This is a genomic window from Endozoicomonas elysicola, assembly GCF_000710775.1.
In the GTDB taxonomy this organism is placed as follows: domain Bacteria; phylum Pseudomonadota; class Gammaproteobacteria; order Pseudomonadales; family Endozoicomonadaceae; genus Endozoicomonas; species Endozoicomonas elysicola.
On record NZ_JOJP01000001.1, the window covers coordinates 1,862,343 to 1,886,145 of the forward strand.

20 protein-coding genes are annotated in these 23,803 nt (G+C 44.0%); 15 read left to right on the top strand and 5 right to left on the bottom strand.

The genetic code is table 11. From position 1 onward, the window contains the following. Positions 1 to 154: 154 nt before the first annotated feature. From purD to GV64_RS07860, 5 genes are all read right to left on the bottom strand, one after another. On the bottom strand, positions 155 to 1,435 hold the full coding sequence (purD, locus tag GV64_RS07830; RefSeq protein WP_020580650.1) for a phosphoribosylamine--glycine ligase: 1,281 nt from the start codon (positions 1,433 to 1,435) through the stop codon (positions 155 to 157). A gap of 423 nt (positions 1,436 to 1,858) precedes the next feature. Next, positions 1,859 to 3,442, bottom strand: a complete 1,584-nt coding sequence (purH, locus tag GV64_RS07840; protein WP_020580648.1) for a bifunctional phosphoribosylaminoimidazolecarboxamide formyltransferase/IMP cyclohydrolase — start codon at positions 3,440 to 3,442, stop codon at positions 1,859 to 1,861. A 159-nt stretch (positions 3,443 to 3,601) separates the two neighbouring features. After that, on the bottom strand, positions 3,602 to 3,916 hold the full coding sequence (gene fis / locus GV64_RS07845; RefSeq protein WP_020580647.1) for a DNA-binding transcriptional regulator Fis: 315 nt from the start codon (positions 3,914 to 3,916) through the stop codon (positions 3,602 to 3,604). Continuing rightward, positions 3,913 to 4,920 carry a tRNA dihydrouridine synthase DusB gene (gene dusB / locus GV64_RS07850; protein WP_201772532.1) on the bottom strand — a complete coding sequence of 336 codons (1,008 nt, stop codon included), beginning with the start codon at positions 4,918 to 4,920 and terminating at the stop codon, positions 3,913 to 3,915. The genes fis and dusB overlap by 4 nt, the downstream gene beginning before the upstream one ends. A gap of 644 nt (positions 4,921 to 5,564) precedes the next feature. Continuing rightward, positions 5,565 to 6,128 carry a hypothetical protein gene (locus tag GV64_RS07860; protein WP_020580644.1) on the bottom strand — a complete coding sequence of 188 codons (564 nt, stop codon included), beginning with the start codon at positions 6,126 to 6,128 and terminating at the stop codon, positions 5,565 to 5,567. Positions 6,129 to 6,573: 445 nt separating this feature from the next. On the opposite strand from GV64_RS07860, the gene GV64_RS07865 reads away from it, so the two are divergent. The 15 genes from GV64_RS07865 (at position 6,574) to GV64_RS07935 (ending at position 23,801) form a co-directional block, all read left to right on the top strand. Next, positions 6,574 to 7,800: an outer membrane beta-barrel protein gene (locus GV64_RS07865; protein ID WP_020580643.1), complete on the top strand. Its 1,227-nt coding sequence runs from the start codon at positions 6,574 to 6,576 to the stop codon at positions 7,798 to 7,800. 303 nt (positions 7,801 to 8,103) lie between these two features. Beyond that, on the top strand, positions 8,104 to 8,673 hold the full coding sequence (locus GV64_RS07870; RefSeq protein WP_020580642.1) for a polysaccharide biosynthesis/export family protein: 570 nt from the start codon (positions 8,104 to 8,106) through the stop codon (positions 8,671 to 8,673). Between the two features lie 147 nt (positions 8,674 to 8,820). After that, on the top strand, positions 8,821 to 11,025 hold the full coding sequence (locus GV64_RS07875; RefSeq protein ID WP_020580641.1) for a GumC family protein: 2,205 nt from the start codon (positions 8,821 to 8,823) through the stop codon (positions 11,023 to 11,025). Positions 11,026 to 11,234: 209 nt separating this feature from the next. Further along, on the top strand, positions 11,235 to 11,516 hold the full coding sequence (locus tag GV64_RS07880) for a nucleotidyltransferase family protein (protein WP_020580640.1): 282 nt from the start codon (positions 11,235 to 11,237) through the stop codon (positions 11,514 to 11,516). 87 nt (positions 11,517 to 11,603) lie between these two features. Then, a complete protein-coding gene (locus tag GV64_RS07885; RefSeq protein WP_020580639.1) occupies positions 11,604 to 12,080 on the top strand; it encodes a hypothetical protein in 477 nt (158 codons plus the stop codon). Positions 12,081 to 12,438: 358 nt separating this feature from the next. Then, positions 12,439 to 12,675: a FitA-like ribbon-helix-helix domain-containing protein gene (locus tag GV64_RS07890; protein WP_020580638.1), complete on the top strand. Its 237-nt coding sequence runs from the start codon at positions 12,439 to 12,441 to the stop codon at positions 12,673 to 12,675. Next, entirely contained in the window at positions 12,662 to 13,078 is a 417-nt protein-coding gene (locus tag GV64_RS07895) for a type II toxin-antitoxin system VapC family toxin (RefSeq protein ID WP_020580637.1), read from the top strand. The genes GV64_RS07890 and GV64_RS07895 overlap by 14 nt, the downstream gene beginning before the upstream one ends. 873 nt (positions 13,079 to 13,951) lie before the next feature. After that, a complete protein-coding gene (locus tag GV64_RS07900) occupies positions 13,952 to 15,025 on the top strand; it encodes an undecaprenyl-phosphate alpha-N-acetylglucosaminyl 1-phosphate transferase (protein WP_020580636.1) in 1,074 nt (357 codons plus the stop codon). Between the two features lie 147 nt (positions 15,026 to 15,172). After that, the gene (locus tag GV64_RS07905) at positions 15,173 to 16,492 is read left to right on the top strand and encodes a UDP-glucose dehydrogenase family protein (RefSeq protein WP_020580635.1); all 1,320 of its coding nucleotides are present in this window, start codon (positions 15,173 to 15,175) and stop codon (positions 16,490 to 16,492) included. Between the two features lie 349 nt (positions 16,493 to 16,841). Then, entirely contained in the window at positions 16,842 to 17,930 is a 1,089-nt protein-coding gene (locus GV64_RS07910) for a hypothetical protein (RefSeq protein ID WP_152553964.1), read from the top strand. Beyond that, positions 17,923 to 19,179, top strand: a complete 1,257-nt coding sequence (locus GV64_RS07915) for an O-antigen ligase family protein (protein WP_020580633.1) — start codon at positions 17,923 to 17,925, stop codon at positions 19,177 to 19,179. Before GV64_RS07910 ends, GV64_RS07915 begins: the two co-directional genes overlap by 8 nt. 2 nt (positions 19,180 to 19,181) lie before the next feature. Next, complete coding sequence (locus GV64_RS07920; protein ID WP_020580632.1) at positions 19,182 to 20,243, top strand: glycosyltransferase; 1,062 nt, start codon at positions 19,182 to 19,184, stop codon at positions 20,241 to 20,243. Between the two features lie 9 nt (positions 20,244 to 20,252). Next, complete coding sequence (locus GV64_RS07925; protein WP_020580631.1) at positions 20,253 to 21,512, top strand: nucleoside/nucleotide kinase family protein; 1,260 nt, start codon at positions 20,253 to 20,255, stop codon at positions 21,510 to 21,512. Then, positions 21,509 to 22,774 carry a glycosyltransferase family 4 protein gene (locus tag GV64_RS07930; protein ID WP_020580630.1) on the top strand — a complete coding sequence of 422 codons (1,266 nt, stop codon included), beginning with the start codon at positions 21,509 to 21,511 and terminating at the stop codon, positions 22,772 to 22,774. The genes GV64_RS07925 and GV64_RS07930 overlap by 4 nt, the downstream gene beginning before the upstream one ends. Continuing rightward, positions 22,746 to 23,801, top strand: coding sequence for a hypothetical protein (locus GV64_RS07935; RefSeq protein WP_020580629.1), 1,056 nt, complete (start codon positions 22,746 to 22,748; stop codon positions 23,799 to 23,801). The genes GV64_RS07930 and GV64_RS07935 overlap by 29 nt, the downstream gene beginning before the upstream one ends. Positions 23,802 to 23,803 lie beyond the last annotated feature (2 nt).

Here is a 23,803-nt window from a genome sequence, read left to right on the forward strand (position 1 = left end):
AAAAGACAAGATTTCTTGAACCACAAAGTCCACAAAGAAAGATAAGTTTTTTACTTCTTTTCTTCGTGCGACCGCCAAGGATGGTGGAAGTGCCGGTAATGCAGGAGCAGTTACCGGTGATCTTTGTGGTCTCTGTGGTTTAAAAGGCTTTTAACTACGCTTCTTCACGGGCAATAGCTTTATGGCCGATGTCTGTGCGGTAGTAAACATCTTTCCAGTCGATGGCTTTTACCGCTTTATAGGCTTGCTGCTGTGCTTCTTTAACACTATCCCCAAGCGCAGTAACGCACAGTACACGACCACCGTTGGTGAGCGTCTTACCGTCTTCAACGCGGGTGCCTGCCTGGAAGACTTTTGCACTGCCTGTATTGCTAATGCCAGTGATTTCATCTCCCTTGTTGTAAGCTTCCGGGTAGCCACCGGCTGCCATCACCACGCCAAGGGCAGTGCGGCTGTCCCACTCAACGTCAATCTTATCCAGTTCACCACGAGTGCCTGCGAGGCAGAGTTCTACCAGGCTGGACTTCAAACGCATCAGGATTGGCTGGGTCTCAGGGTCACCAAAACGACAGTTGTATTCCAGTACCTTTGGCGTGCCATCGGTGTCAATCATCAGCCCGGCATAAAGAAAGCCTGTGTAGGGCATACCTTCACTGGCCATACCTTCTACGGTTGGGATAATGACCTCCTGCATAGCACGGTCATGAATTTCCTGAGTCACTACGGGAGCAGGGGAGTAGGCACCCATACCACCGGTATTTGGCCCTTTGTCATCATTATCACGGGCTTTATGATCCTGGCTGGTGGCCAGTGGCAGAATATTTTTTCCATCCACCATCACGATAAAACTGGCTTCTTCGCCGATGAGAAACTCTTCTACTACCACACGGTGCCCAGCTTCACCAAACGCATTGCCTGCCAGCATGTCTTCGATGGCATCAAACGCTTCCTGTTCGGTTTGAGCAAGAATAACGCCTTTGCCTGCGGCCAGACCATCAGCCTTAACCACGATAGGTGCGCCTTGCTGCTTAACATAGGCTTTGGCAGGCTCAATTTCGGTGAAGTTCTGATAGGCGGCAGTGGGAATATTATGGCGGGCAAGAAAGTCCTTGGTGAATGCCTTGGAACCTTCCAGCTGGGCGGCGGCCTGAACCGGGCCAAATACCGGTAGACCGGCTTCTTGAAACTGATCAACAACGCCGGCGACCAGTGGTGCTTCGGGGCCAACAATGGTCAGGCCGATGTTTTCCTGCTGGGCAAACTCAACCAGTTTAGCGATATCCAGAACATCGATATCAATGTTGGAAACTTTGTCTTCACAAGCGGTGCCAGCGTTACCGGGAGCAACAAACACCTGGGTGACGTTCTCGTCTTGAGCAGCTTTCCATGCCAGGGCGTGCTCCCGCCCACCATTACCGATGATCAGCACTTTCATAAAGGATGTCCTTTTTTTGAACCACAGAGACCACGAAGTGCACAAAGGTGTTTGTTTTGTGATGTCTGTTGGGCAAATTTTTTGCTCGAAGGCTGAACCTGTTCTTCAGCCTTTTTTGCTTTGAACCACAGAGATCACGAAGTGCACAAAGGTTTTCTTTTTGTGATATCTGTTGGGCAAATTTTTTGCTCGAAGGCTGAACCTGTTCTTCAGCCTTTTTTGCTTTGCACCACAAAGATCACAAAGTACACAAAGGTTTTTGTTTGTGATTTCTGTTGGGGCAAATTTTCAGTTTGCTCGAAGGCTGAATCTGTTCTTCAGCCTTTTTTACTTTGAACCACAAAGGTCACGAAGTGCACAAAGTGTTTATTTAAGAAAAATCGTAAACTTTGTGCGCTTTGTGATCTCCGTGGTTCAAAAAAATCAATGGCGGAAATGACGAACGCCGGTAAACACCATGGCTATGCCGGCCTGGTTGGCGGCGTCAATCACTTCCTGGTCACGCATGGAGCCGCCGGGTTGAATCACTGCGGTGATCCCAGCGCTGGCTGCTGCATCGATGCCATCACGGAATGGGAAGAAGGCATCGGATGCCATTACAGAACCACGAACTTCCAGCCCTTCATCGGCGGCTTTAATGCCTGCGATACGAGCGCTGTAGACGCGGCTCATCTGGCCAGCACCAATACCGATGGTCTGGGCATTTTTGGCGTAAACAATGGCATTGGACTTCACAAACTTACCAACCTTCCAGGCAAACTGCAGGTCTGCCATTTCCTGTTCGGTGGGGGCTCGGTCAGTCACCACTTTCAGCTCAGAAGGGTCCACAATACGGATATCCGAATCCTGAACCAGCAGGCCGCCATTCACTCGTTTGAAGTCCAGAAAGGGTGTCTGAACTGAAGGCAGTTGTCCGGCACTCAGTACACGAATGTTCTGCTTATCCTGAAGAACGGTAGCCGCTTCAGCGTCCACTTCGGGCGCAATAATCACCTCAACAAACTGGCGCTCAATAATGGAGCGTGCAGTCGCAGTATCCAGCTTGCGGTTAAAGGCAATAATGCCACCGAAAGCAGAAGTGGGGTCGGTTTCGTAAGCGCGGTTGTAAGCTTCAAGAATGTCAGTGCCAGTTGCAACGCCACAGGGGTTGGCATGCTTAACGATCACACAGGCGGGCAAATCAAATGCTTTAACGCATTCCAGTGCAGCATCGGTGTCGGCAATATTGTTGTAAGACAGTGCTTTGCCCTGAAGCTGCTTCGCGCTGGAAACAGAGCCTTCAGGCGGGTTTTTCTCAGTGTAGAAAGCGGCTTTCTGGTGAGGGTTCTCACCGTAGCGCATATCTTCCACTTTAATAAACTGGGTGTTGAAGGTGCGGGGGAAGGCTTCCGGCTCATCGTCATCGCTGTTGATCACCGTGCCCAGGTAGTTGGCAATGGCGCCATCGTAATGGGCTGTATGTTCAAACGCCTTAACCGCCAGGTCAAAACGGGTGGTCAGATCAATAAGGCCATCATTTTCCGCCATGCTGTCCAGTACGTGCTGGTAGTCACTGGCATTCACCACAATGGTGGTGTCGCGGTAGTTTTTGGCTGCGGCTCTGACCATGGTAGGACCGCCAATATCAATGTTCTCAATAGCGGTGGCCAGGTCGCAGTCAGGGCGGGCAATGGCTTGCTCGAAGGGGTAGAGGTTGACGACGACCAGATCGATGGGCTTAATGCCGTGCTCTTCCATGACTGGCTCATCCTGACCGCTGCGGCCAAGAATACCTCCGTGAACCTTGGGGTGGAGGGTTTTTACGCGGCCATCCATCATTTCAGGGAAGCCGGTATAGTCAGAAATCTCAATGGCAGGAATATCATTCTCTACCAGCAGTGCGTAAGTCCCTCCGGTGGATAAAATCTCAACCGAATGCTGGTGGAGGGTCCGGGCGAACTCGACAATCCCTGTTTTGTCGGAAACGCTAATCAGAGCCCGGCGAATTGGGCGTGTCGTGACTGCCATCGTTTCTCACTCACAGTTTGTTGGAATAAAAATTCCGGCAGATTTTAGCTGGAAACGCCGGCTATTGGCAGGGGGGAGGGGAATAAAGGTGAAATCAGTAGTGTCCGGTGTTCCAGAAACTACTGATTACTGAGGTGAAAATGGTGATGAATGAATCAATTAAAGCAGGCCGTATTGCTTCAGCTTTTTGCGCAGTGTCCCCCGGTTAAGCCCCAGTAAAGTGGCTGCGCGGGTCTGGTTGCCCTTAACGTAGGCCAGTACAGTTTCCAGCAGAGGCGCTTCTACTTCAGATAAAACCATCTGATAGACATCGGTGACGTCCTGCCCATCCAGGTGGGCAAAGTAGTTATTCATGGACTTTTCCACACTGTCGCGCAGAGTCTGGGACTCTGGTATTTTCGACGCTGTGGCAAGGCTTCCCCCATGGCCATTTACTGGACGACCTTCTTCTATGATTACTTGTGTTGCCGTCATGCCGCTATGTCCTCTCCGTTACCTTTAACAAAAGTCGACTCTGAAAAACGTTGAAAATACTCCTGAATGCAGGTGTGCTGTTCCTGTGAAGACTCCAGCTTATTAAAATGCCGGCGAAACTCCAGGCCAGATGGCTGATCCTGCATATACCAGCTCACATGCTTCCTGGCGATCCTTACACCCTGAAGCTCACCATAAAACTGGTGCAGCGCTTCCAGGTGCCCCTTAAGGATCTCGTGAATTTCGTTCTGATCCGGTGCGGCCAGATACTCGCCGTGTTTCAGGAAGTGATTAATCTCCCGGAAAATCCAGGGGCGACCCTGGGCAGCGCGACCGATCATTAAAGCGCTGGCGCCGGTAGCGTCCAGAACCTGCCGTGCTTTGTCCGGTGAAGTAATGTCACCGTTAGCAATCACCGGAATGCTCACCGCCTTAACGATGCGGGCGATGGTTTCGTACTCTGCTTCACCCTTATACATGCAGGCCCGGGTGCGGCCATGAACCGCCAGTGCTGTAATGCCGCACTGTTCGGCCAGCTTTGCCACCTCGACACCGTTGCGATTGTCCGGATCCCACCCTGTGCGAATCTTCAGGGTCACCGGAATATCCACCGCTGCTGTGACAGCCTTGAGAATGGATTCCACCAGTTCAATATCTTTCAACAGAGCCGAGCCAGCCGCTTTGTTGCAGACCTTTTTGGCCGGGCAACCCATATTGATATCAATAATCTGGGCGCCAAACTCCTGATTCAGTCGGGCGGCTTCAGCCATCTGCTCTGGATCACCTCCGGCAATCTGCACCGAGCGAGGCTCAGACTCACAGCTGTGATCCATGCGCAGTCTGGACTTTCGTGTATTCCAGAGCTTCGGATTACTGGTCACCATCTCCGAAACCGCCATGCCTGCACCCATTTTCAGACAAAGCTTGCGAAACGGACTGTCAGTAACCCCCGCCATGGGTGCCAGTACCACTGGATTCACAATTGGATAAGGACCAATTTTCAACGATGCCGCTGGTTGCTCTGACGACAGGTCTTCTGAAACCAAGTCTTCTGAAACCAAGTGTTCTGAAACAACGTGCTCTGACAAAAAAGAAAGCCTCGATCTGATGGATGATGAAACCAACGAATCATCATACTCTCTACATATTTCACGATAAAGTGAAATTGATCAATATTTGTTCAGTTTAAAGTGATGATTTTGCGTATACAAAAACCATAACCCGCTGAGCTTCAGGCCTTCTGGCGCAGCTCAATAATAGAACCATTGGGTTGCTCATTTTTTGATATAAGTCAGCAAGAAACCGGTTCAATGCAGGCATAAGTACTGAAAATGTGCATTTTGTTGATACATTGCATGAAAAACGGGCGATTTTTTAAAACACAGAGATCAGGCTTTGAACCACGAAGATCACAAAGTTTTTACTTTTTATAATTTTGTATGCCTGTGCATCCGGGTTGGGTCCAGCACACTTTAGCTGCATACAGCTTTCTCCGACTTTCTCCAGAGAGTCAACGGAAACTGTGGGAATAAAAAGGGATCTTATAAACCCTTTGTGCACTTTGTGACCTTCGTGGTTCAAAAAATGCTTTTCATCGTTCAAAAAAGAGAGATAAAAAAACACCCGAACATATCGGGTGTTTTTAAACTCAGTTTGGACTGGTAGAAGGCGGCTTGTCGTTAGAACCACCGTTAGAAGGAGGTGGTGGTGGAGGCGGTGGCGTCGTTGCAGCTGGTGGCTGAGCGGGGGCGGTAGTTTCAGTCTGTTCCGCTTCAGTCTCAGTTTCGGGCTCACCCTGAGTGTTGGTGGTATCACCACCTTTAACAACCTGCTGCTGTTCAGCAGAGTCAGCGGCCTGTTGAACGGCAGCCTGTGCGGCAGGGTTGTCGGCCAGCTGAGCAGTGGCTGTTTTGGTAATGCTTGCCTTTTGGGAAGGTACGGCACTCACTGCAGCATAAACGATTTGTGCCGCCTGTTCAGGGTAGGCATTAACTGCAGCGCTGATCAGGGCGTTTAACAGCTGTGGGCTTTTTTCAAGCTGGCCAGCCGCGTCAGCGATCAGGGATTCAATGGAAACTCCCTGAGTTTGCACCGCCTTTGCCAGGGCATCGGCAGCAGGCATTTGAGTGAGGTCAGTGGCCAGATCCGCCCGGGCAACCCCTGTCATTGCTGACAGCGCCAGTACGGTGGCTGCAACAAATTGTTTTTTCATGAATATCCTTTCGATTTAAATCGAGTCAGGAGCAGGCCATACCGCGGGGAACTCTATAACCATGATAATGCATAATTCATGGACACCTTATCACTCATTCGCTGTCAGCTGGGAACAGGTTGTTCATCAGGAGTGTGGCACGAGTGAGAATAAAGCAGCTTATGAAATATCCGGATTAAAACAGTATTGCCCTGACCAGTATTGCCCTGAATAGGAAACTGGTTTGCCGTATTTTCCGAAGTAAGTAAAAACGTACAATAACCAACTGGAAATTATATTGACATGATCTTTATAATACAATCCGTGTCGTATGGTTGGCTGGTTTCGTTCTAAGCCCTGATACTGTGAAAAGTACTGTCTGGCCGTTAGTGCCACGCTGTACGACCTGACTTTATTTTACAAATGCCACTATCGGCGGTCGTTAAAAGACAACAGGGTAATATTGATGAAAGGGCTGAATGTTAACCAGCTGGCAGTAGCCATTGCTTTAGCGGGTTATAGTCTGAGTGCTGTAGCAGCGGTAGAAGATGCCGGTCATATCAATCTCGGGCCGGTGGAAATGACCCCGATGGCAACACTGGGGATTGGGTATGATGATAACGTCTACCGTGAAGGTGAAGGCGAGCTGGCTGACAAAGGTTCTGCCGTGTATAAGCTGGACGCTTCCGCTGCCTTTCGCGCGCAAAAAGGTCTGAGTACCTACGAAGCCACACTGGCTGCAAAGAACACCTCTTTCAGCAGCGAATCCGACGCAAACTACATTGATTACGGTGTAACCGGTAAGATCCACGAAGACATCAACAGCCGCAACCGTCTGGATGTGGACTTTGATTTTGGTCGCTACCACGATGCCGGTTCTACAGTTAATGGCGCAATCGATAAAGAAGCGCCAGAGTATACCCGCACCAAAGGTGGTCTTAAGTACGGCTTCGGCTCCATGGAGGCGATGTTCCGGGTTGATCTGTTTGGTAACTACAACAAGCAGAAATACCAGGACACCAATGGTACTCCTGAAGGTAACAACCGTAAGAACTCTGAGTACGGCGCAACGGCGTATTACCGTTTTATGCCAAAGACCGATGCCCTGGTTGAAATCAAGCAGCGTGACCTGGATTACACCGATGCCGGTAAAGACGGCTACGACGTCACCAGTTACCTGGTTGGTCTGAACTGGGAGGCGACTGGCAAGACCTCGGGTTATGCGAAGGTGGGTCGTCGTGAGCGTGACAGCAAAATCGCCAATGTTGATTCAAATAGCTCCACTGGCTGGGAAGTGGGCGTCAGCTACATGCCGGTTGACCACTCTGTATTCCAGTTGAGTACCAGCAAAGACTACGGCTTTGACTCTGAAGACCCAAATGCAGTCAACCCGCTGTTTACTGATGGTTCTACCTACTCCCTGAACTGGAATCACAAGTGGACGGCTAAAATTGCCACCAATGCTAACTACCGCTTCACCAAAGAAGATATTGAGAACGCTTCTGGTGTCGTACAGAAAGACCGGACCATCAACGGCTTTGGTCTGTCGGTTGACTGGAATGTGATGCGTAACGCCACTGTCTCTCTTGCCTATGACTACACTGACCGTGATGAAAGTAACAAGGTGGTTAATGGTGGCGCAGACAGCTACAAGCGTGGCGCTTACCTGCTGACAGGAACCATCGCGCTCTAAACACAGCACTTCTCTCCAATAAAATAGAGAGGACAGGTGTTTGTATCACAGACAGGCTGGTGTAAAATCCCGCCTGTTTTTTCATGCCCTCCTATCTATATACCCAAAGGATTTGGAGTTGCTACGCGGCGGCAAAGGAGTGAAGCCCCGTGAGCCTACAATCAGTAGGTGATCGGGGTGAGCAAATGCAGCCAACAAAGTAGCAGCTTCAAAGGCGACAGGTATGGGTTTCCGTTAATTTGCCGGTAGTCATGATTTCCGGGCAGCGAGCAGTTCCTTCCAGAGTTTTCAATCGGGTCATTAATGATGAAATCCATTCATCCATCAACATTCATACGATTATTGACGTTTATATCCCTCCTCGTGGTATTGACTCAGGGCGTTGCTGCACATGCGGCTGAAAGCATGAGCCTCTCACGTTACGAGTTGGGTGCTGGTGATAAAATCAGTATTTCGGTCTTTGGTGAAAAGGATATGGAAAAAGAGCTGATCCTCACCGATGCTGGCACTATTTCTTATCCGTTCCTCGGCGAGTTTAAAGCAAAAGGCTTAACCGTAGGCCAGTTGGAAGCACTCATTACCAGAAAGCTGAAGGCCGGTTACTTTATTGACCCGCGCGTGAGTGTCTCAATCAAAGAGTACCGTAAATTCTTTGTGAGTGGTGAAGTGAAGTCTCCCGGTGGCTTCTCATTTGAACCGGGCCTGACCCTGGAAAAGGCCGTGGCCCTGGCGGGTGGGTTTACTCAACGTGCCTCCAAAAAAGGCATTATGGTCACCCGGGAAGAGAATGGCCGGCCATCTGAGCGAGAGCTGTCGTTGAATGACTCCGTTCTGCCCGGTGACATCATCGTCATTAACGAAAGCTTCTTCTAGTAGACATGCTTTTTTGCACCACAAAGGCACAAAGAACACAGAGGAAAAGCGTTTTTTGGTAAGAGCGTTGTCTTTGCTCTTCTTTGTGCCCTTTGTGCCTTTGTGGTGAGAATCTTTTACTCTTCGCTCCCTCGAATTTGAACCGCTATGAACACAGAAACCAGACACGCCGGCTCAGCCCCTGCTCAGACCCGGAATCCACAGGACGAAGATATCATTGACCTTCGTCAGATCTTCCATGTGCTGAATAACCACCGCTGGGCGATTCTTGGATTTACCGCTGCGGTAACGCTGATCGCCATTCTGGTGGTCTTCTCCATGACGCCGATTTACCAGGCAACCTCCGTCCTGCAGATTGAACAGGAGCAGGCTAAGGTTGTCTCCATTGAAGAGATCTACGGCATTGAAGGTGGGAACGACAGCTACCTGAACACCCAGTTTGAAGTCTTGAAATCCCGCGGTGTGCTGGAAAAGGTGGTCAACAAACTTAATTTGTTGAACAACCCGGAGTTTAATACCCGCTTGCAGGAGGCTCCCTGGTACGCAGGCCTGCTGGACTGGCGTGACTGGCTTGGCCTTAAAGAGCCTGAGGCAGAGGTAGACCCGGCCACGGTTATGCGAGATACGATTAATGTGCTGAGTGCACATGTCAGCATTGAGCCGGTGCGCAAAACCCAAATCGTTAAAATTCATGCCCAGTCTGAAAGCCCGCAGCTGGCTGCCAGAATTGCCAATGCCATTGCCAATGCCTACATCGAATCCTACATGGAATCGAAGCTCTCTCTGACGCTGAATGCCACTGACTGGATGCAGGGGCGGCTGGGAGAGCTCTCAGAAAAGTTGAAAATTGCCGAACAAGAACTCCAGGACTACCGGGAAGAAGAGCAGCTGATTGACCTGGAAGGCGTGTTGACCGTTTCCAGCAATGAGCTGAAAGCGCTGACCGAATCGCTGGTACAGGTGCGTAACAAACTGGCGGTCTCTGAGAACATCTATAAGCGGATACGCTCCGGGGAGATGAAGCAGGGTGATAACCAGTCCCTGCAGGCCGTTTTGCAGCACCCGTTAATTCAGGATCTGAAACAGGACGAATCCAAGCTGGAGCGGCAGGTGCTGGACATGTCCCGCCGTTATGGCCCGAAGCACCCGAGCATGATCTCTGCCCAGTCGGAACTGGAGAGTATTCGCGAGAACCTCAATATACAGATTCGAAACATTGTGGATGGTGTGGAGCGGGACTACGAAATAGACAAGGCCAACGAAAAAAGTCTGCAGATTGCTGTGGAGAATGTGAAGAAGAAAGTTCAGGACATTAACCGAAAGCAGTTCCGCCTGCGTGCCCTTGAGCGGGAAGTGCAGACCAACAAAGACCTGTATGATGCCTTCTTTAAACGCATTCAGGAAACCTCGGCCACCAGTGACCTGCAAACCGCCAATGCCCGTATTGTGGACCAGGCGTTTACACCTCAGGTTCCGGTGAAGCCCAAGAAGAAACTGATTGTTGGTATCGCAGCGTTACTTGGGCTCATGGTCTCCTGCGGTATCGCCTTCCTGCTGGAGATGCTTAACAACACCATTCGTACCACCAGGGATGTGGAAGAAAAACTCAACCTGCCGGTGTTGGGTGTACTGCCGAAACTGACCGACAAAAAACTGCTGGACCATGTCTTTAACCTGTTTAATGACAAAGGTCAGCCAGGCTTTGGTGAGGCGGTACGCACCATTCGCACCAGTGTAAACTTAACCGCCATGGATCAGCAGCACCGGTTGTTTGCCGTTACCTCCACGGTGCCTGGTGAAGGTAAATCGTCCACCGCCTCCAACCTGGCCCTGGCGCTTGGTCAGCTGGGTAAAACCTTGCTGGTGGATTGCGACCTGCGCCGCCCGGTGGTGGGTAAAAACTTCCACATTAAAGGTGGCTCAGCCGGGCTGGCTAACCTGCTGGCCGATACCGCCGGATTGAACGATGCGGTTCATAAGCTGGAAGGGATTGATATCATCCCCTGTGGGCAGGTGCCACCCAACCCCCAGGAGTTGCTCTCTTCAGAGCGGTTCTCTGCATTGCTGAAACAACTGCGGGAACAGTACGACTATGTGGTGCTGGACTGCCCACCGGTGCAGAATGTCAGCGATGTGCTGATGGTCTCCCGCCATTGCGATGGTCTGGTCTATGTGGTGGAAGCCGGGCGCATGCAGGCTAATGCCGTACAGGCTGCTGTGGGTCGCCTGCTGCAGGCCAGGGCGCCAGTTACCGGTGCCGTGCTGAACAAAATCGACCCTAAAGCCAAAGATACCTACGGTTATAACCAGGGGTATTACGACGCTACCGGCTATTACTCGGGTACTGCCTGATTTTTTGCTTTGAACCACTAAGATCACAAAGCCCACAAAGGAAAAGAAAAGTCTTTCTTCGTGCTCTTTGTGATCTTTGTGGTTCAAAGGCTTGTGCTTCTTTTTTGCTACAACCTCGCTCTGGGTGGAAATGCATTGGTCTCTATGCTCGCTCCTGAGCCAGAAAACCATGTACAATAAATCCATTGTCTAACCAGGGTTTAATAGCATTGAGACTCACTCTGAAAGAGCAGGAGGCGATCAGAACCGTCATATATCAGGCCGACTCTGAGGCGCAAATATGGCTATTTGGCTCCCGAGCCAATAACGAAGCAAAGGGGGGGGATATTGACCTGCTTATTATTTCGAAAACACTGGGCCTGAAAGACAGAACCCGGATTCGGCTGGCGCTGTATGATCTGATAGGTGAGCAGAAAATTGATCTGGTCATTGCTGGCGACGATACTGATCCATTTACCAGAATAGCGCTGGCAGAGGGTGTTCAGCTTTAGTTTCTGCTGAGAAAGGAACCTTATGTCAACAGAACCTAAGTTGAACGATCATAGAGATAGGCAAAAAATCAGGCATATGAGCTCCCCATGACAAAGTCTCAGGCAGGTAGCAAAAACAAAGACCGGCTCCAATTACTGGAGCAGCAGCTGGAGAATATGGCGCAGATGGAGGCGCTGTTACTCTGGTCATATGAGCGTTGCCGGGTGTTGCCCATGATTGAAGGTCAAATGCCGGAACAGGAAGCGCTGGAAAAGTTCGAATCACTCACTGCCCGCTTTGCTCGTTTTAACGATATTCTGCTGCAGAAAATCTTCCGACTGATTGATAGCATCGACCTGGATGATGTTGGAACGGTGAGAGACCGCATAAACCGTGCAGAAAAAAAAGGTCTGATTGATGATGCGCAACAGTTTATTGAGATACGCGAGCTGCGTAACAGTATTGCCCACGAATACCAGCCAGAAGCCCTGAGCATAATTTTTCCAGAAACGCTTCAGGCCACGCCGGTATTGCTGGATATTGCGGAAAGGGTTCGTGAATACGCTCGGCGTTACGGCATCTAATACATTTCCTTGAGCCTTCGGTAATCAGGTTGTCGCAAAAAAAGCAGCACAAGCCTTTAAACCACTAAGATCACAAAGGAAAAGAAAAGTCTTTTTTCGTGCTCTTTGTGCGACCACCATGGATGGTGGAAGTGTCTGTTTTGTATGGAACATTAACAGACCGACCGCAATGATGGCGGAAGTGCCGGTGTAGCAGGGAGTATTCATCGGCTCTTTGTGGTGCCAGCATTTCGTATTCTCCTCGTTCCCACTGTCCCCCGTGGAGAGCTTGGCTGTGGCTTCTGTTGAGATAGGTTTTTCTTGCTGTATATGATATCAATGCTATCATTTTATATAGCCTTGATTGCAGGAAAAACAAATGGCCAACCTAATTGTGCGTAATATTGACGATAACATAGTCGATGCACTCAAAGCGCGTGCTGGCAAACATGGGCGAAGCGCTGAAGCAGAGCATCGGCTAATTTTAGAATCTGCCTTGCTGGGGCCCGTAAAGAAAAGCTTTGCCCAGGCTTTAAAAAGTATTCCAGATGTCGGTGATGACAGTGATTTTGAGCGTATTAATGATAATGCAGGCGATCGTGATGTATTTAATTGATACCAATGTCGTCAGCGAGTTACGGAAGAAGAAAAAAGCAAACCCGGGTGTTCAGTCGTTTTTTAAAACAGCAGAGCAGCAAGCATCACTCCTTTTTCTGAGTGTTATCACGGTAGGAGAGTTACGACGAGGAGTTGAAAAAATTCGTTATCGTGGTGACCACATTCAGGCAAAACAACTCGAAACCTGGCTTAATACACTGATAGACGAGTACCAAAGCAGAATTCTTGATTTTGGCGCTACCGACGCACAGGTTTGGGGCAAGCTCAGGGTGCCGCATTATGAAAATGCAATAGATAAACAAATAGCCGCAACAGCCATTACCTATGATTTAGTGGTTGTCACCAGAAATACAGACGACTTTGCCGGAACCGGGGCCAATGTGCTTAATCCTTTTAAGTAATAGGGTTGGGGGTGCAAAAAGGAAAACCTGACCCCGGTTTTCCAAAATTTTTCTGGTTGTTCTTATGTTGAGCGTTGAGCACACGCCAAACTTTTCTTTTCCTTTATGAGCTTCGTGCGACCGCAATGATGGCGGAAGTGTCGGTGTTGCAGGGAGTATTCATCGGCTCTTTGTGGTTCCAAAAAAGCTTTTCTAGACCTGTGCAGTCTCCTTACTCAGCCTGGCTAAATTACCATGGATTACTCGTTTTCTAATTAATATAAGAACATCGTCTAATAAAAAAATAGCGCTGAAATAAGAATGCTATTTACAGAAAATGATCGTTAATTTTGAGGTTAAGTGAGTTTCGAAAGCTCTTCTCTGGCAACGCCTCTATCAAGCTGAAGCTGTGCGTAAAGTGTGACACGGTTCCGTAAAATTACGAATAATTCAGACGCTTTTTATACACTATACTGTCGTTTAGTTTACACAGACCAATCATTGGTTCTCCTTTTACAGTCAGGCATTTACAAGCCTTCTGCCGTTTGCTTTCCATTCGAAAATTGTTTGCTTCTCCATGGTTATGGAGCGGGTAGTGGCTGGGTTGAGCATGATTGTAGTGGTTGGTTGTATCAGTCGTGTGTAGTACCGCTGTTGCGGATGTTGTTATCACAATTTAAGTCTGGTTGTTTCGGTATAAACCCCTAAATCGACGGGCGGTAGCGTGGGGAAGGGCTTGTGTTTTAATGCGAGCCAGGCTTTAAGCGTTATTCGTCAATACATCGATACACTAAGGCTTGTGCTCAGGCTGTGTTAATGCACCTGACCGTAAATGCGTTGTGTGTTGAACATCAGATCGTCTTTTTTGAACTCCCATCCAGTAGAAAACTATAAATGGAACTCGCAATAGTTAAAGCCGTTTTTGCCTTTGTGCTGTCCTTTGCTCTTATAAAGTTACTGAAGCCGGTTTCCCGAAAAATGGGGCTGGTGGATAAACCCGATGAACGTAAACACCATGAGAATGCAGTGCCATTAATTGGTGGGTTGGTGATTTACCTGACATTGTTGATTATCGGAATATTCTTTTTTGCGGGCAGTACAACCCTGGCTGCTTATTATGCTGCGGCTGGCCTGCTGACGGTCGTGGGTGTGTTTGATGACCGGTTTAACCTGAGCGTTCGGCTACGCATACTGGCCACCTTTATAGCCACTGGTATGATGATGTATTTTGGTGGCACCATTTTTACCAACCTTGGGAACCTGCTGGGGTTTGGAGTCATTATCCTGCCATTATGGATCGCAGTGCCATTCACCCTGATTGCGGCTTTTGGCATTGTTAACTGCATGAATATGATTGATGGGATAGACGGCCTCAGCTCCGGCATCTCAATTATTGCGCTGACTTCCATCCTGATTGCTCTGGACTTTAATACCCGGCTGCAGATTTTCATTATCGTGTTTATTGCAGCGATTCTGGCCTTTCAGGTATTTAATTTACAGCTGACGTCACGTTTGCAAAAAGTATTTATGGGCGATGCAGGCAGCATGATGATTGGCTTTACCCTGATAATGCTGATCGCCTATTGCACACAGGCGACTGCCACCCGTGGGCCAAGGTTTGAAGCCGTCACCGGATTGTATTTTCTGGGCCTGCCGCTGATCGATATGGTTTCTACCGTATTGCGGCGGGTGAAAAAAGGGATGAACCCCTTTAAGCCGGATCGTACCCATGCGCACCATATTTTTATGCATGCCGGTTTCAGCCCAAGGCAGACGCTGGTGATTATGCTGGCCATTGCGGCACTGATTAACGGCATGGGTATATTGTTGAACCATCTTGAAACACCGGCCTGGTTACAGTTTGGTTTGTTTATTTTGCTGTTTGCTTTTTATTTTCAGGGGGTTCAGCATGGGTTCAAACTCAGCCACCTGTTGCAGAAAGTACATGGTGAGCGGGTTCCTTCCTGAAATTTACATGATTGTTCACCACAGAGGCGCAGAGGACACAGAGTTTTTTAAATTAAAAGCCTTCCCTCTGTGTTCTCTGTGCCTTTTATGCCCTTTGGGTACTGTGGTGAAAAAGTCTTTTCATCTGATCTTCCTAAGGACTAATAAATGAGAGTCACCGTTTTCGGTATTGGCTATGTAGGCTTGGTTCAAGCTGCCGTTCTGGCAGAAGTCGGCCACGATGTTATGTGTGTTGATATCGACCAGCAGAAAGTCGACAACCTGAAGAACGGTATCATCCCCATTTACGAACCCGGCCTGGAGACACTGGTCAAAGGAAACTTCGAATCCGGTCGGCTGCAATTTACCACCAACGCCGCAGAAGGTGTTGAACACGGTAAACTGCAGTTTATTGCGGTAGGCACACCACCGGATGAGGACGGCTCGGCCGATCTGAAATACGTACTGGCCGTGGCAGAAACCATCGCCACCCATATGAGCAGTGATAAAATCATTATCAATAAATCCACCGTACCGGTGGGAACGGGCGATAAGGTAAAAGCCAAAGTCACAGAAGTATTAACTGCCCGTAATGCGGAGCTTGGCTTTCATGTGTGTTCAAACCCCGAATTCCTGAAAGAAGGCGCTGCCGTTAACGACTGCATGAAGCCTGACCGAATCGTGATCGGTACCGACAGCGATGAAGTAAAAGATGTGATGCACGAACTCTATGCACCGTTTAATCGCAACCATGACCGTATCATTTTTATGGATGTGCGCAGTGCCGAGCTGACCAAATACGCCGCCAACTGCATGCTGGCCACCAAGATCAGCTTTATGAATGAAATGGCCGGGTTGGCAGAACGGTTAGGCGCTGATATTGAAATGGTTCGCCAGGGTATTGGGTCAGACCCTCGGATTGGTTACCACTTTATTTACCCCGGTTGTGGTTATGGTGGTTCTTGCTTCCCGAAAGATGTGCAGGCACTAAAGCGTACCGCAGAAGAGATTGATTTTGAGCCCCTGATATTAAGAGCTGTTGAAGATCGTAATGCTCAGCAGAAGCAGGTGCTGTTCAACAAAATCTCGGCTCATTATAAAGGTGATTTGGCTGGTAAGACCTTTGCACTCTGGGGACTTTCTTTCAAACCCAATACTGACGATATGCGTGATGCGCCCAGTCGGGTATTGATGGAGGCACTGTGGCAGGCTGGTGCTAAAGTGCAGGCATTTGATCCGGAAGCTATGGAAGAAACTCAGCGTATTTATGGTGTGCGGAACGATCTGCAGCTGTGTGGTACCCGGCAGTCGGCGTTGCAAGGGGCGGATGCTTTGGTGATTTGTACTGAATGGAAACAGTTTTGGGCGCCCGATTTTGAGTTGATGAAAGAATTGCTAAATGAAGTAGTGATTTTTGACGGGAGAAATTTGTTTGACCCTGAATTGATGAAGCGGAATGAATTTACTTATTTGGCTATTGGCCGGTGAGCTTGAAGAAAGCCTAAGTTTAAAAAGATAGGCATTGGGTGTTCAAGATTCAAGACTTGACCCCAGCTTTTTAGTGCCCGGCTTCTTAGGATCGCTAAGGGTTCAGTTGATAATGGTCACAAAATGAAAAGTATTGCAAAGAAAAAATACACTTGGGATATCATAACGAATATGTATGAATCTCTTTACTAATACATGGCAGTAGGTCTCAAGCTTGTCAGTTCTCAGAAAGAAAATAAAAGAGTCATTCTTAAGTAGTAATTCTCGTCTGCTATTTTCCATAATTGGATCGTTAACTCTCGTTCCGTTACTTATAACACATCTAGGACCTGAAAAGTACGGGATGGTTATGTCCATTACAGTCATAACTGGGTTGACTGTTTGTTTTGAATCAGGCGTAGCAAAGTATATTGTAAAAAAGGCAGGGAATCATGGTATAGAATATAATATTGTTTATATATTAACATTGTCTTTGATAAATGTTTTAAGTACTTGCGTACTACTTTTTTTGTTAAGCATGCTATTTGAGTTTAATAATGAACACTATGCCTACTATGTTGTATCTATAACTGTTTTGCTGTTGATGTCGATCAACACACTTTTAAAATCAATTCTAGAATATAATTTACTCTTTAAAGAAATACAAACCTATGCCTTCATCAATTCATTTAGTATGTTGGTGTATTTGTTTTTTATCAGCTTAATTAGCCTTGATGTTAGGCATCTGTTTTTGGCTCATTTTTTTTCTGTTATCAGTGGATCAATTTACTTGGTTTGCAAATTAGGTAAAATAGAATTAAAAAATATCAACAGACAACCGTTTGTCGATGTTTTTAGAGAGCGAAATGTACTTTTAAAATATTATTTTATGGGCTTGAGTGTTTCGGGTTTTCATCCGTTATCGAGAGCGTTATTTCTAACATGTTTTGGAACAACTGGTTTTGTAATCTGGGACGTTTCTTCAAGGTTAGCTCAGGTTGCTAATAGCATTATAACTAGCTTATCTCTCCCTATATACTCTTTAGCAATTAGAGAGCCAAAGTCTGTAAGTAAAAATGCAGTCCTTAAGATATTTATTGGTTCGCTAATGATGTATGTTCTAGGAATGGTATTTTACTATTTTACGCGATGTTATATTGTTAAATATTTTTCTTTATCCGAAGTTTATAACTCAATCGATACCATAATATTTTTTCTGGTTTTTGGTTTCTGTTGTAATGGTGTTTCTGAGCCATTCAGTAGATACATTATTGCAACCTCAAATTTAAAAGATTATGTGATGATAAAAATGTCATCAATTATGATGATGTTTGTTTTATTTATAAGTAATACTCTGTCCGATGTTAATTTTTCCATTTGGTACTTCATAATTAATGTATTAACTTCCTTTCTAATATCTATCATGTTTTATCGGCGGAATATATATAGTTATGGATGAGTTGCAAATACTATTTATTTCATGCATGTTTCTATACTGGTCTATTGTTAATCCCACTTATGCAGTTATAATATATTTATTATTTTCCACTAAGGTGCTTGGTTTTTATGACCTGGGTGACTTGATTATAGGTGGTCTAGATATTGGCTACTTCACTCTACACATGATTTTGATGGTTTCGATTATATTAACTGGTGCGTATAGAAGACTTCCCAGCAAGTTAACCGGTTTATATTTAGTGGCAATATTATTACTTTTCTATGGGTTAATTTATCCAGTTGCACTTGGTTATCAGTCATTTACATATTCAATTATTGGTTCAAAAGACTACTTGTCAATAATTTTATTGTTTTATATGGCCGCAAATGTAGATACGATTGACCGAGATTTGGTATTTAAGTTTTTATGTGGTGTCGCAATTTATTTTTCATTTGTCTATGTAGTGTTTGCTTTATTCACTATTGCTCCGACAAAGTATTTGGTTATATATGAAAGTGGGACTATTGCCGCTAGAACATACTTTCCTACTTACATAAGTCTTGCAATATTTTATTTGTTAAGCAAGGGGAACCTCAAACAAACTAAAATAACAATAGCATTTACCATAATGATTATTGGGTTGATATTTAGCAATTACACATCAATTACATTAACTACACTTGCTTTTGCTTATTTTAGTCTTTTATTTAAGAGTGGGAAATACTCTAAAGGTGCTCATCTTTTTATAACTTTACTGTTATTGATTACATTGATATGTCTAGTAGAATTATTACATCCAAATTTTTCAAGCCAGTTATGGACAAAAATATCAGAAGTACTTAGGCAAGAAGATTTATCTCAGCGCACAAGAACGATTTATAATGAATTTAGATGGGAGGCTATTAACAAGAACCCTTTATGGGGTTATGGCTTTCTACATCCGTCATCTTATGTGATGGATAGTTTTGTGGGGCGAGTGCAAGGAAGTTACTTGATGAATTCTCTTGCTGTAATTGACTCTGGTTATGTTGATCTTTTGACCAAGTTTGGTTTTTTTGGTACAGGAATATATCTAATCTGTATTGTATATTACGTAGGTTTGCTAGTTAAACAAAAAGATACTCGAGTGATGGGTTTTTTTCTAGTTCAGTTTTTCCTTGTCAATTATACATGGTCGGTACTTAGCTATCGCCATGGGATTATTCCTATGTCCATTGTGTTGGCATTATTTTTATTTACGCATTCAGGGAAGAAGATTAAAAGGGTTTGAATATGAATGTTCTGTATCTACTCGCTACATTGAATATCAAAACGGGTACACCAAAGAAAATACTCGATTTAGTCGGTGAGAGTTCTGCTAATAGTACAGTTTTTACATGGACACTTGGTAGTTCAGAAAACGCTAAATTATATAGGGCTAATGGTGCAGACGTAGTTCAAATTGATGGTGGTAGAAATGTATTTTTAGTTATATATAAACTTAAAAGATTAATTGATGCAAAGAATATTGATGTAGTGGTTTGTCATTACTCTTATGGAGAGTTTATTGGTTCGATATTGAAAGTGCTATGCCAAAATATAAAAATTGTTGTGCCCTTCGTCGGCCCGTTCGCACCTTCTAGATTAAAAAGAATTGTCCTTGAAAGCTTCTCATATAAAAAATTAGATGCCGTAATCTATGTTTCTGAATATATCAAGAAAGAAAAGCTTATTCAATTTCCAATGCTAAAGAACGTCGAGTCTAGAGTAATATATAATGGTACAGATCTTCCTTTGGAAAAATACAAGATTAAAAGTGAAAATTTTTTGACAATGAGTACCACTGGCTCACTCATTGACTGGAAAAATATCGACTTCCTTTTGCCCATTATTAAGGATTTAAAAAGTAAACATCACCTTGATACTCGACTTTATATTTTGGGTGCTGGCCCAATGAAAAGCATATTGCAAGATAAAATTGCGATGTTGGGCTTAGGAAATGATGTGGTATTGGTCGGCGCCACTGACAATGTTGGCGGTTATCTTAATGCAAGCGATATATATTTACATCCATCCTTAAAAGAAGGATTTGGTGTAGCCGTCATTGAAGGAATGTATTGTGAAAACTGCGTGATTACATCAGATAAAGGTGCACTTCCTGAATTGACCAATAACGTATCTTCATTTTCAATAGCTTGTGATAGCACGTTATGGGTAGATAAGATTGTCGAACTCTGTGGGTCAGATAAGTTAGAAGTTTTAAAACAACATAGTAAAACTTATGTAGAAAGTAAATTTTCTACAAAATTGTTTTCTAGTAAATATGACACCTTTCTTGATTCTTTGATAAAATAAGATTGTTTAATGTATAAAGAAGTATTTAGTTTTTTTGAAGAAAATAATATCGAATATGCAGTACTTAATGGATATGAAGAGCTGGAGAATATATATGATACTGCGAAAGACGTAGATATATTAATTGAGCGCGTGTCATTTGGAAATCTAAGAAATATTATTCATGATATGTGCAAAGAAAATAACTTCTCAATTGTTCAAATTTTACATCATGATGTTTGGGCTATGGATGTGTTTTTATACTCACATAGTCAAAATCAAATGTTACATTTGGATTTTTATGCAGAAGTTTCTTCTAATGGTAAGTATATTTATAGTACAAGTGAACTACTAAAAAATACGAAAAATTATCGCGGATTTAAAATATTATCTCCTGCTCACGAACTTATAACCTATTTTGATAAATGTATCAGAAAAAATAATTTCAGTAAGGAAGTATTAGAAAAATTCGGTAGTTTGTTATTTGAAAATTCGAAAGCATCTGCAGAGTTACAGCGTATCTTCGGGGAAGACGCTAGCTTGCTTGAATCTATCTTTGCTAACAAAGACACTGATTTACTAGTAGATAATATAGATGTGCTAAAGGATAAAATAAATCAAAGGAAAATTACAGCTAGATTCTACTTATTAGGCGAGATTAAAAGAATTATTTCTCGAATATTGAAGCCAACTGGTATAACTATTGCCTTCTACGGTTGCGACGGGGTAGGTAAGTCAACAGTAATAGAAAAAATTATACGAAGCCAAATGCCGTTTCGTCAGACACAATATTTTCATTTCAAGCCTTTGCATGCTCGAAACACAACTGAAGGAAATAGCTCTACTCCTCATTTGATGGGAAAATATTCTTATACCAAGTCAGTCGTTAAGCTTTTTTATTTCGTATTGCAATATAATCTGGGATGGTTGAAAAATATTTCACCCTTGAGGGTGAAGAGTTATATGATCATTTTTGATCGCTATTACTTTGATATTTTTGTAGACCAAATAAGATATCGTTATGGTGCAAGTGACATACTGTTACGATTAGCTGGTTGGTTAATACCTAAGCCAAACATTAGCTTCGTTTTAGTTGCTCCGCCCGAAGTAATTTATGCAAGAAAACAAGAAGTTGAATTGGCCAACCTTTCAACACAAGTCTACGGCTACAAAAAATTGGCAAAAAATAACGATTATTATCTAGTTGAAGCTAACTCTTCACTAGACAAAGTAGTGAAAACAGTTAGAACACATATCTTAGATCAGATGAAAGAAAGGCACTTGAATTGAAGAATATCCTGATTGCTGCATATGCTTGTGAACCAAATAAAGGTAGCGAACCAGAAGTTGGTTGGCAAACTGTAGTGCATATAGCAAATGAAAATAAAGAGAGCACTATTTATGTAGTGACAAAGAAAAATAATCAAATTTCTATCAACAACCAAGAGGGTATACCAACAAACATAAAGTTCATTTATTATGAACTCCCAAAAAAATTTACATTTTGGAAAAGAGGTCAGCGTGGTGTTCGTACGTATTACTATATGTGGATGTATGGTGCTGTCAGGCATGTCAAAGCGCAGGGACTTGATTTTGATGTTATACACCATGTGACATTTGTAAATGACTGGCTCCCTAGCCTCTGGTATAAGTTGAAAAAGAATGACAATATATTTATTTGGGGCGCGATAGGTAGTAACGATAGAATACCAAGAGAATTTATACCCAAAAAAAAAAATCGACTTATAGAATCATTAAGAATGACACTGCAGGCGATTTTTCGAAACTTCGACATCCATTTTCACAGATGTAAACGTTCAGCGGACTTTATCATTGGCATAAATGACGACGTTTTTAATAAAATGAATTTGAATGGTTCGCACAACTTTTACCATACCCCTGCTATTGCTGTAAGCGAGAAGTATGTTAGAGCAGTAGATTATGTTCGTGAGCCAAACAATGATTTTCTAATTGTATCGGTTGGCCGGTTGATTTACATAAAAAATTTCAAACTGACTATTGAAGCTTTTGCTAGTTTTCTAAATTTCAACAAAGTTAATAGTCGACTTATAATAATTGGTTCTGGCCCAGATTTAGAAGAGTTAAAATCTCTTGCTATAAAGTTGGGGGTTGCTGACTTTGTCGACTTTAAGGGGCAAATTGAACAAGAAGAAGTTTTTGAATATATGAAAAAGAGTGATCTTTTTCTATACCCAACCTTGGAAAATGCCGGTTTTGTGTATTTAGAGGCGATGACATATGGATTGCCCATTGTTGCACTTGATCATGGTGGTGCAAAACAATTTATCACGACAGATAAAGAACTACAGTTAGTTCAGCCTAATCAACCATATAAAGAAATTGTATCTTCTATGGCATCTCGCATTGAAGGTTTTTATCAAGACAGTAAAAAGTGTCGTGAAGTTGGTGATTTAAATCGTGAAAACCTTTTAAATAGTTTAACTTGGGAATCCAAGGCGAAATTTTATTCGAAACTTTATTTTAAAAAACAAGGGCGTGAAAATGTACTACAAGTTGACGCTAAAAAATAGCGCAGTTTGTTTTGTTAGCTTGAAGTCGAATAAGTGCATAATTGATTCGCTTTCCTTTTATCAACCATTGAGTTTAAAAGGTAAGATATATAAATTCTTTATGGGTTCTTACTTTATTCTACTCAGGAATTTAGGGTTTATAAAAAGCCGAAATTTGCTAAGTGAAGGCGATATTATAAAATTTCTTATTAGCCTGTCTTTTGATGTTCAATCTAGCGATGTTTGCTCATATCCTATGTTTCTTTCCTCTTGTGGTCATAAATTGATTATAAAGGAACGCAATAATACCTATCGTAAGTTTGGTATATATGATGCACAACATCCTTGTATTAACGAGATTAAGGCATACGTCATTATGAATGACAGGATATCAAATTTCGTTGCTTCCAGTATATCAGATATATCAATCTCAAGTAATATTGTTTCATTCAGAATGAGTATGGAACAAGAATCATCATATAAAAATGATTCTTTTTACGAATATAAGGCAATAAATAGAAGTTTAATCGAACTATTTAACTTATCTCGAGATGATTCAAGAATACTTCTCTCAACTATTGAAAAGCTTAGCATGAAACTTAGTGAATTAAATTTACAGCGGGATTTTTATGAAAATATAAAATCGTATTTGGAGTCCTTAAGTGTGACTAAGATTAATGTACCACTTGGGTTCGTCCATAATGATTTTAAAATATGGAATATCAAATCTTGCAATGGAAAAATACATATTTTTGATTTTGAAAGTTCTTATGCGTCAGGATTGCCTTTTATTGATCTGATTAATTATTATATCGATCCTCTGATAGTGAAAGGTAACTCTGTTATCAATATTATAAGGTTTTTACAATGTGATAGATTTTCAAAGATCCTCGATGACTACTCTAGTAGACTCAATGCATGTTCTGATATTAGCTTAATGATCATTTTAAGTTTGGTTTGTCGTTTCATTTATCACTTTGAAAATGGAAATGAATATAGTGCATTAATATATTCTGGTGTTATTAGCGGATTGCTGATGGATTATTGATT

Excerpts from the sequence above, each read along its gene's own strand:
- purD (WP_020580650.1), bottom strand. The coding sequence starts at position 1,435 with ATGAAAGTGCTGATCATCGGTAATGGTGGGCGGGAGCACGCCCTGGCA.
- GV64_RS07895 (WP_020580637.1), top strand. The coding sequence starts at position 12,662 with ATGTATTTAATTGATACCAATGTCGTCAGCGAGTTACGGAAGAAGAAA.
- purH (WP_020580648.1), bottom strand. The coding sequence starts at position 3,442 with ATGGCAGTCACGACACGCCCAATTCGCCGGGCTCTGATTAGCGTTTCC.
- GV64_RS07925 (WP_020580631.1), top strand. The coding sequence starts at position 20,253 with ATGTATAAAGAAGTATTTAGTTTTTTTGAAGAAAATAATATCGAATAT.
- GV64_RS07890 (WP_020580638.1), top strand. The coding sequence starts at position 12,439 with ATGGCCAACCTAATTGTGCGTAATATTGACGATAACATAGTCGATGCA.
- GV64_RS07915 (WP_020580633.1), top strand. The coding sequence starts at position 17,923 with ATGGATGAGTTGCAAATACTATTTATTTCATGCATGTTTCTATACTGG.
- GV64_RS07865 (WP_020580643.1), top strand. The coding sequence starts at position 6,574 with ATGAAAGGGCTGAATGTTAACCAGCTGGCAGTAGCCATTGCTTTAGCG.
- fis (WP_020580647.1), bottom strand. The coding sequence starts at position 3,916 with ATGACGGCAACACAAGTAATCATAGAAGAAGGTCGTCCAGTAAATGGC.
- GV64_RS07875 (WP_020580641.1), top strand. The coding sequence starts at position 8,821 with ATGAACACAGAAACCAGACACGCCGGCTCAGCCCCTGCTCAGACCCGG.
- GV64_RS07885 (WP_020580639.1), top strand. The coding sequence starts at position 11,604 with ATGACAAAGTCTCAGGCAGGTAGCAAAAACAAAGACCGGCTCCAATTA.
- GV64_RS07920 (WP_020580632.1), top strand. The coding sequence starts at position 19,182 with ATGAATGTTCTGTATCTACTCGCTACATTGAATATCAAAACGGGTACA.
- GV64_RS07905 (WP_020580635.1), top strand. The coding sequence starts at position 15,173 with ATGAGAGTCACCGTTTTCGGTATTGGCTATGTAGGCTTGGTTCAAGCT.
- GV64_RS07870 (WP_020580642.1), top strand. The coding sequence starts at position 8,104 with ATGATGAAATCCATTCATCCATCAACATTCATACGATTATTGACGTTT.
- GV64_RS07900 (WP_020580636.1), top strand. The coding sequence starts at position 13,952 with ATGGAACTCGCAATAGTTAAAGCCGTTTTTGCCTTTGTGCTGTCCTTT.
- GV64_RS07935 (WP_020580629.1), top strand. The coding sequence starts at position 22,746 with ATGTACTACAAGTTGACGCTAAAAAATAGCGCAGTTTGTTTTGTTAGC.
- GV64_RS07910 (WP_152553964.1), top strand. The coding sequence starts at position 16,842 with ATGTCCATTACAGTCATAACTGGGTTGACTGTTTGTTTTGAATCAGGC.
- GV64_RS07860 (WP_020580644.1), bottom strand. The coding sequence starts at position 6,128 with ATGAAAAAACAATTTGTTGCAGCCACCGTACTGGCGCTGTCAGCAATG.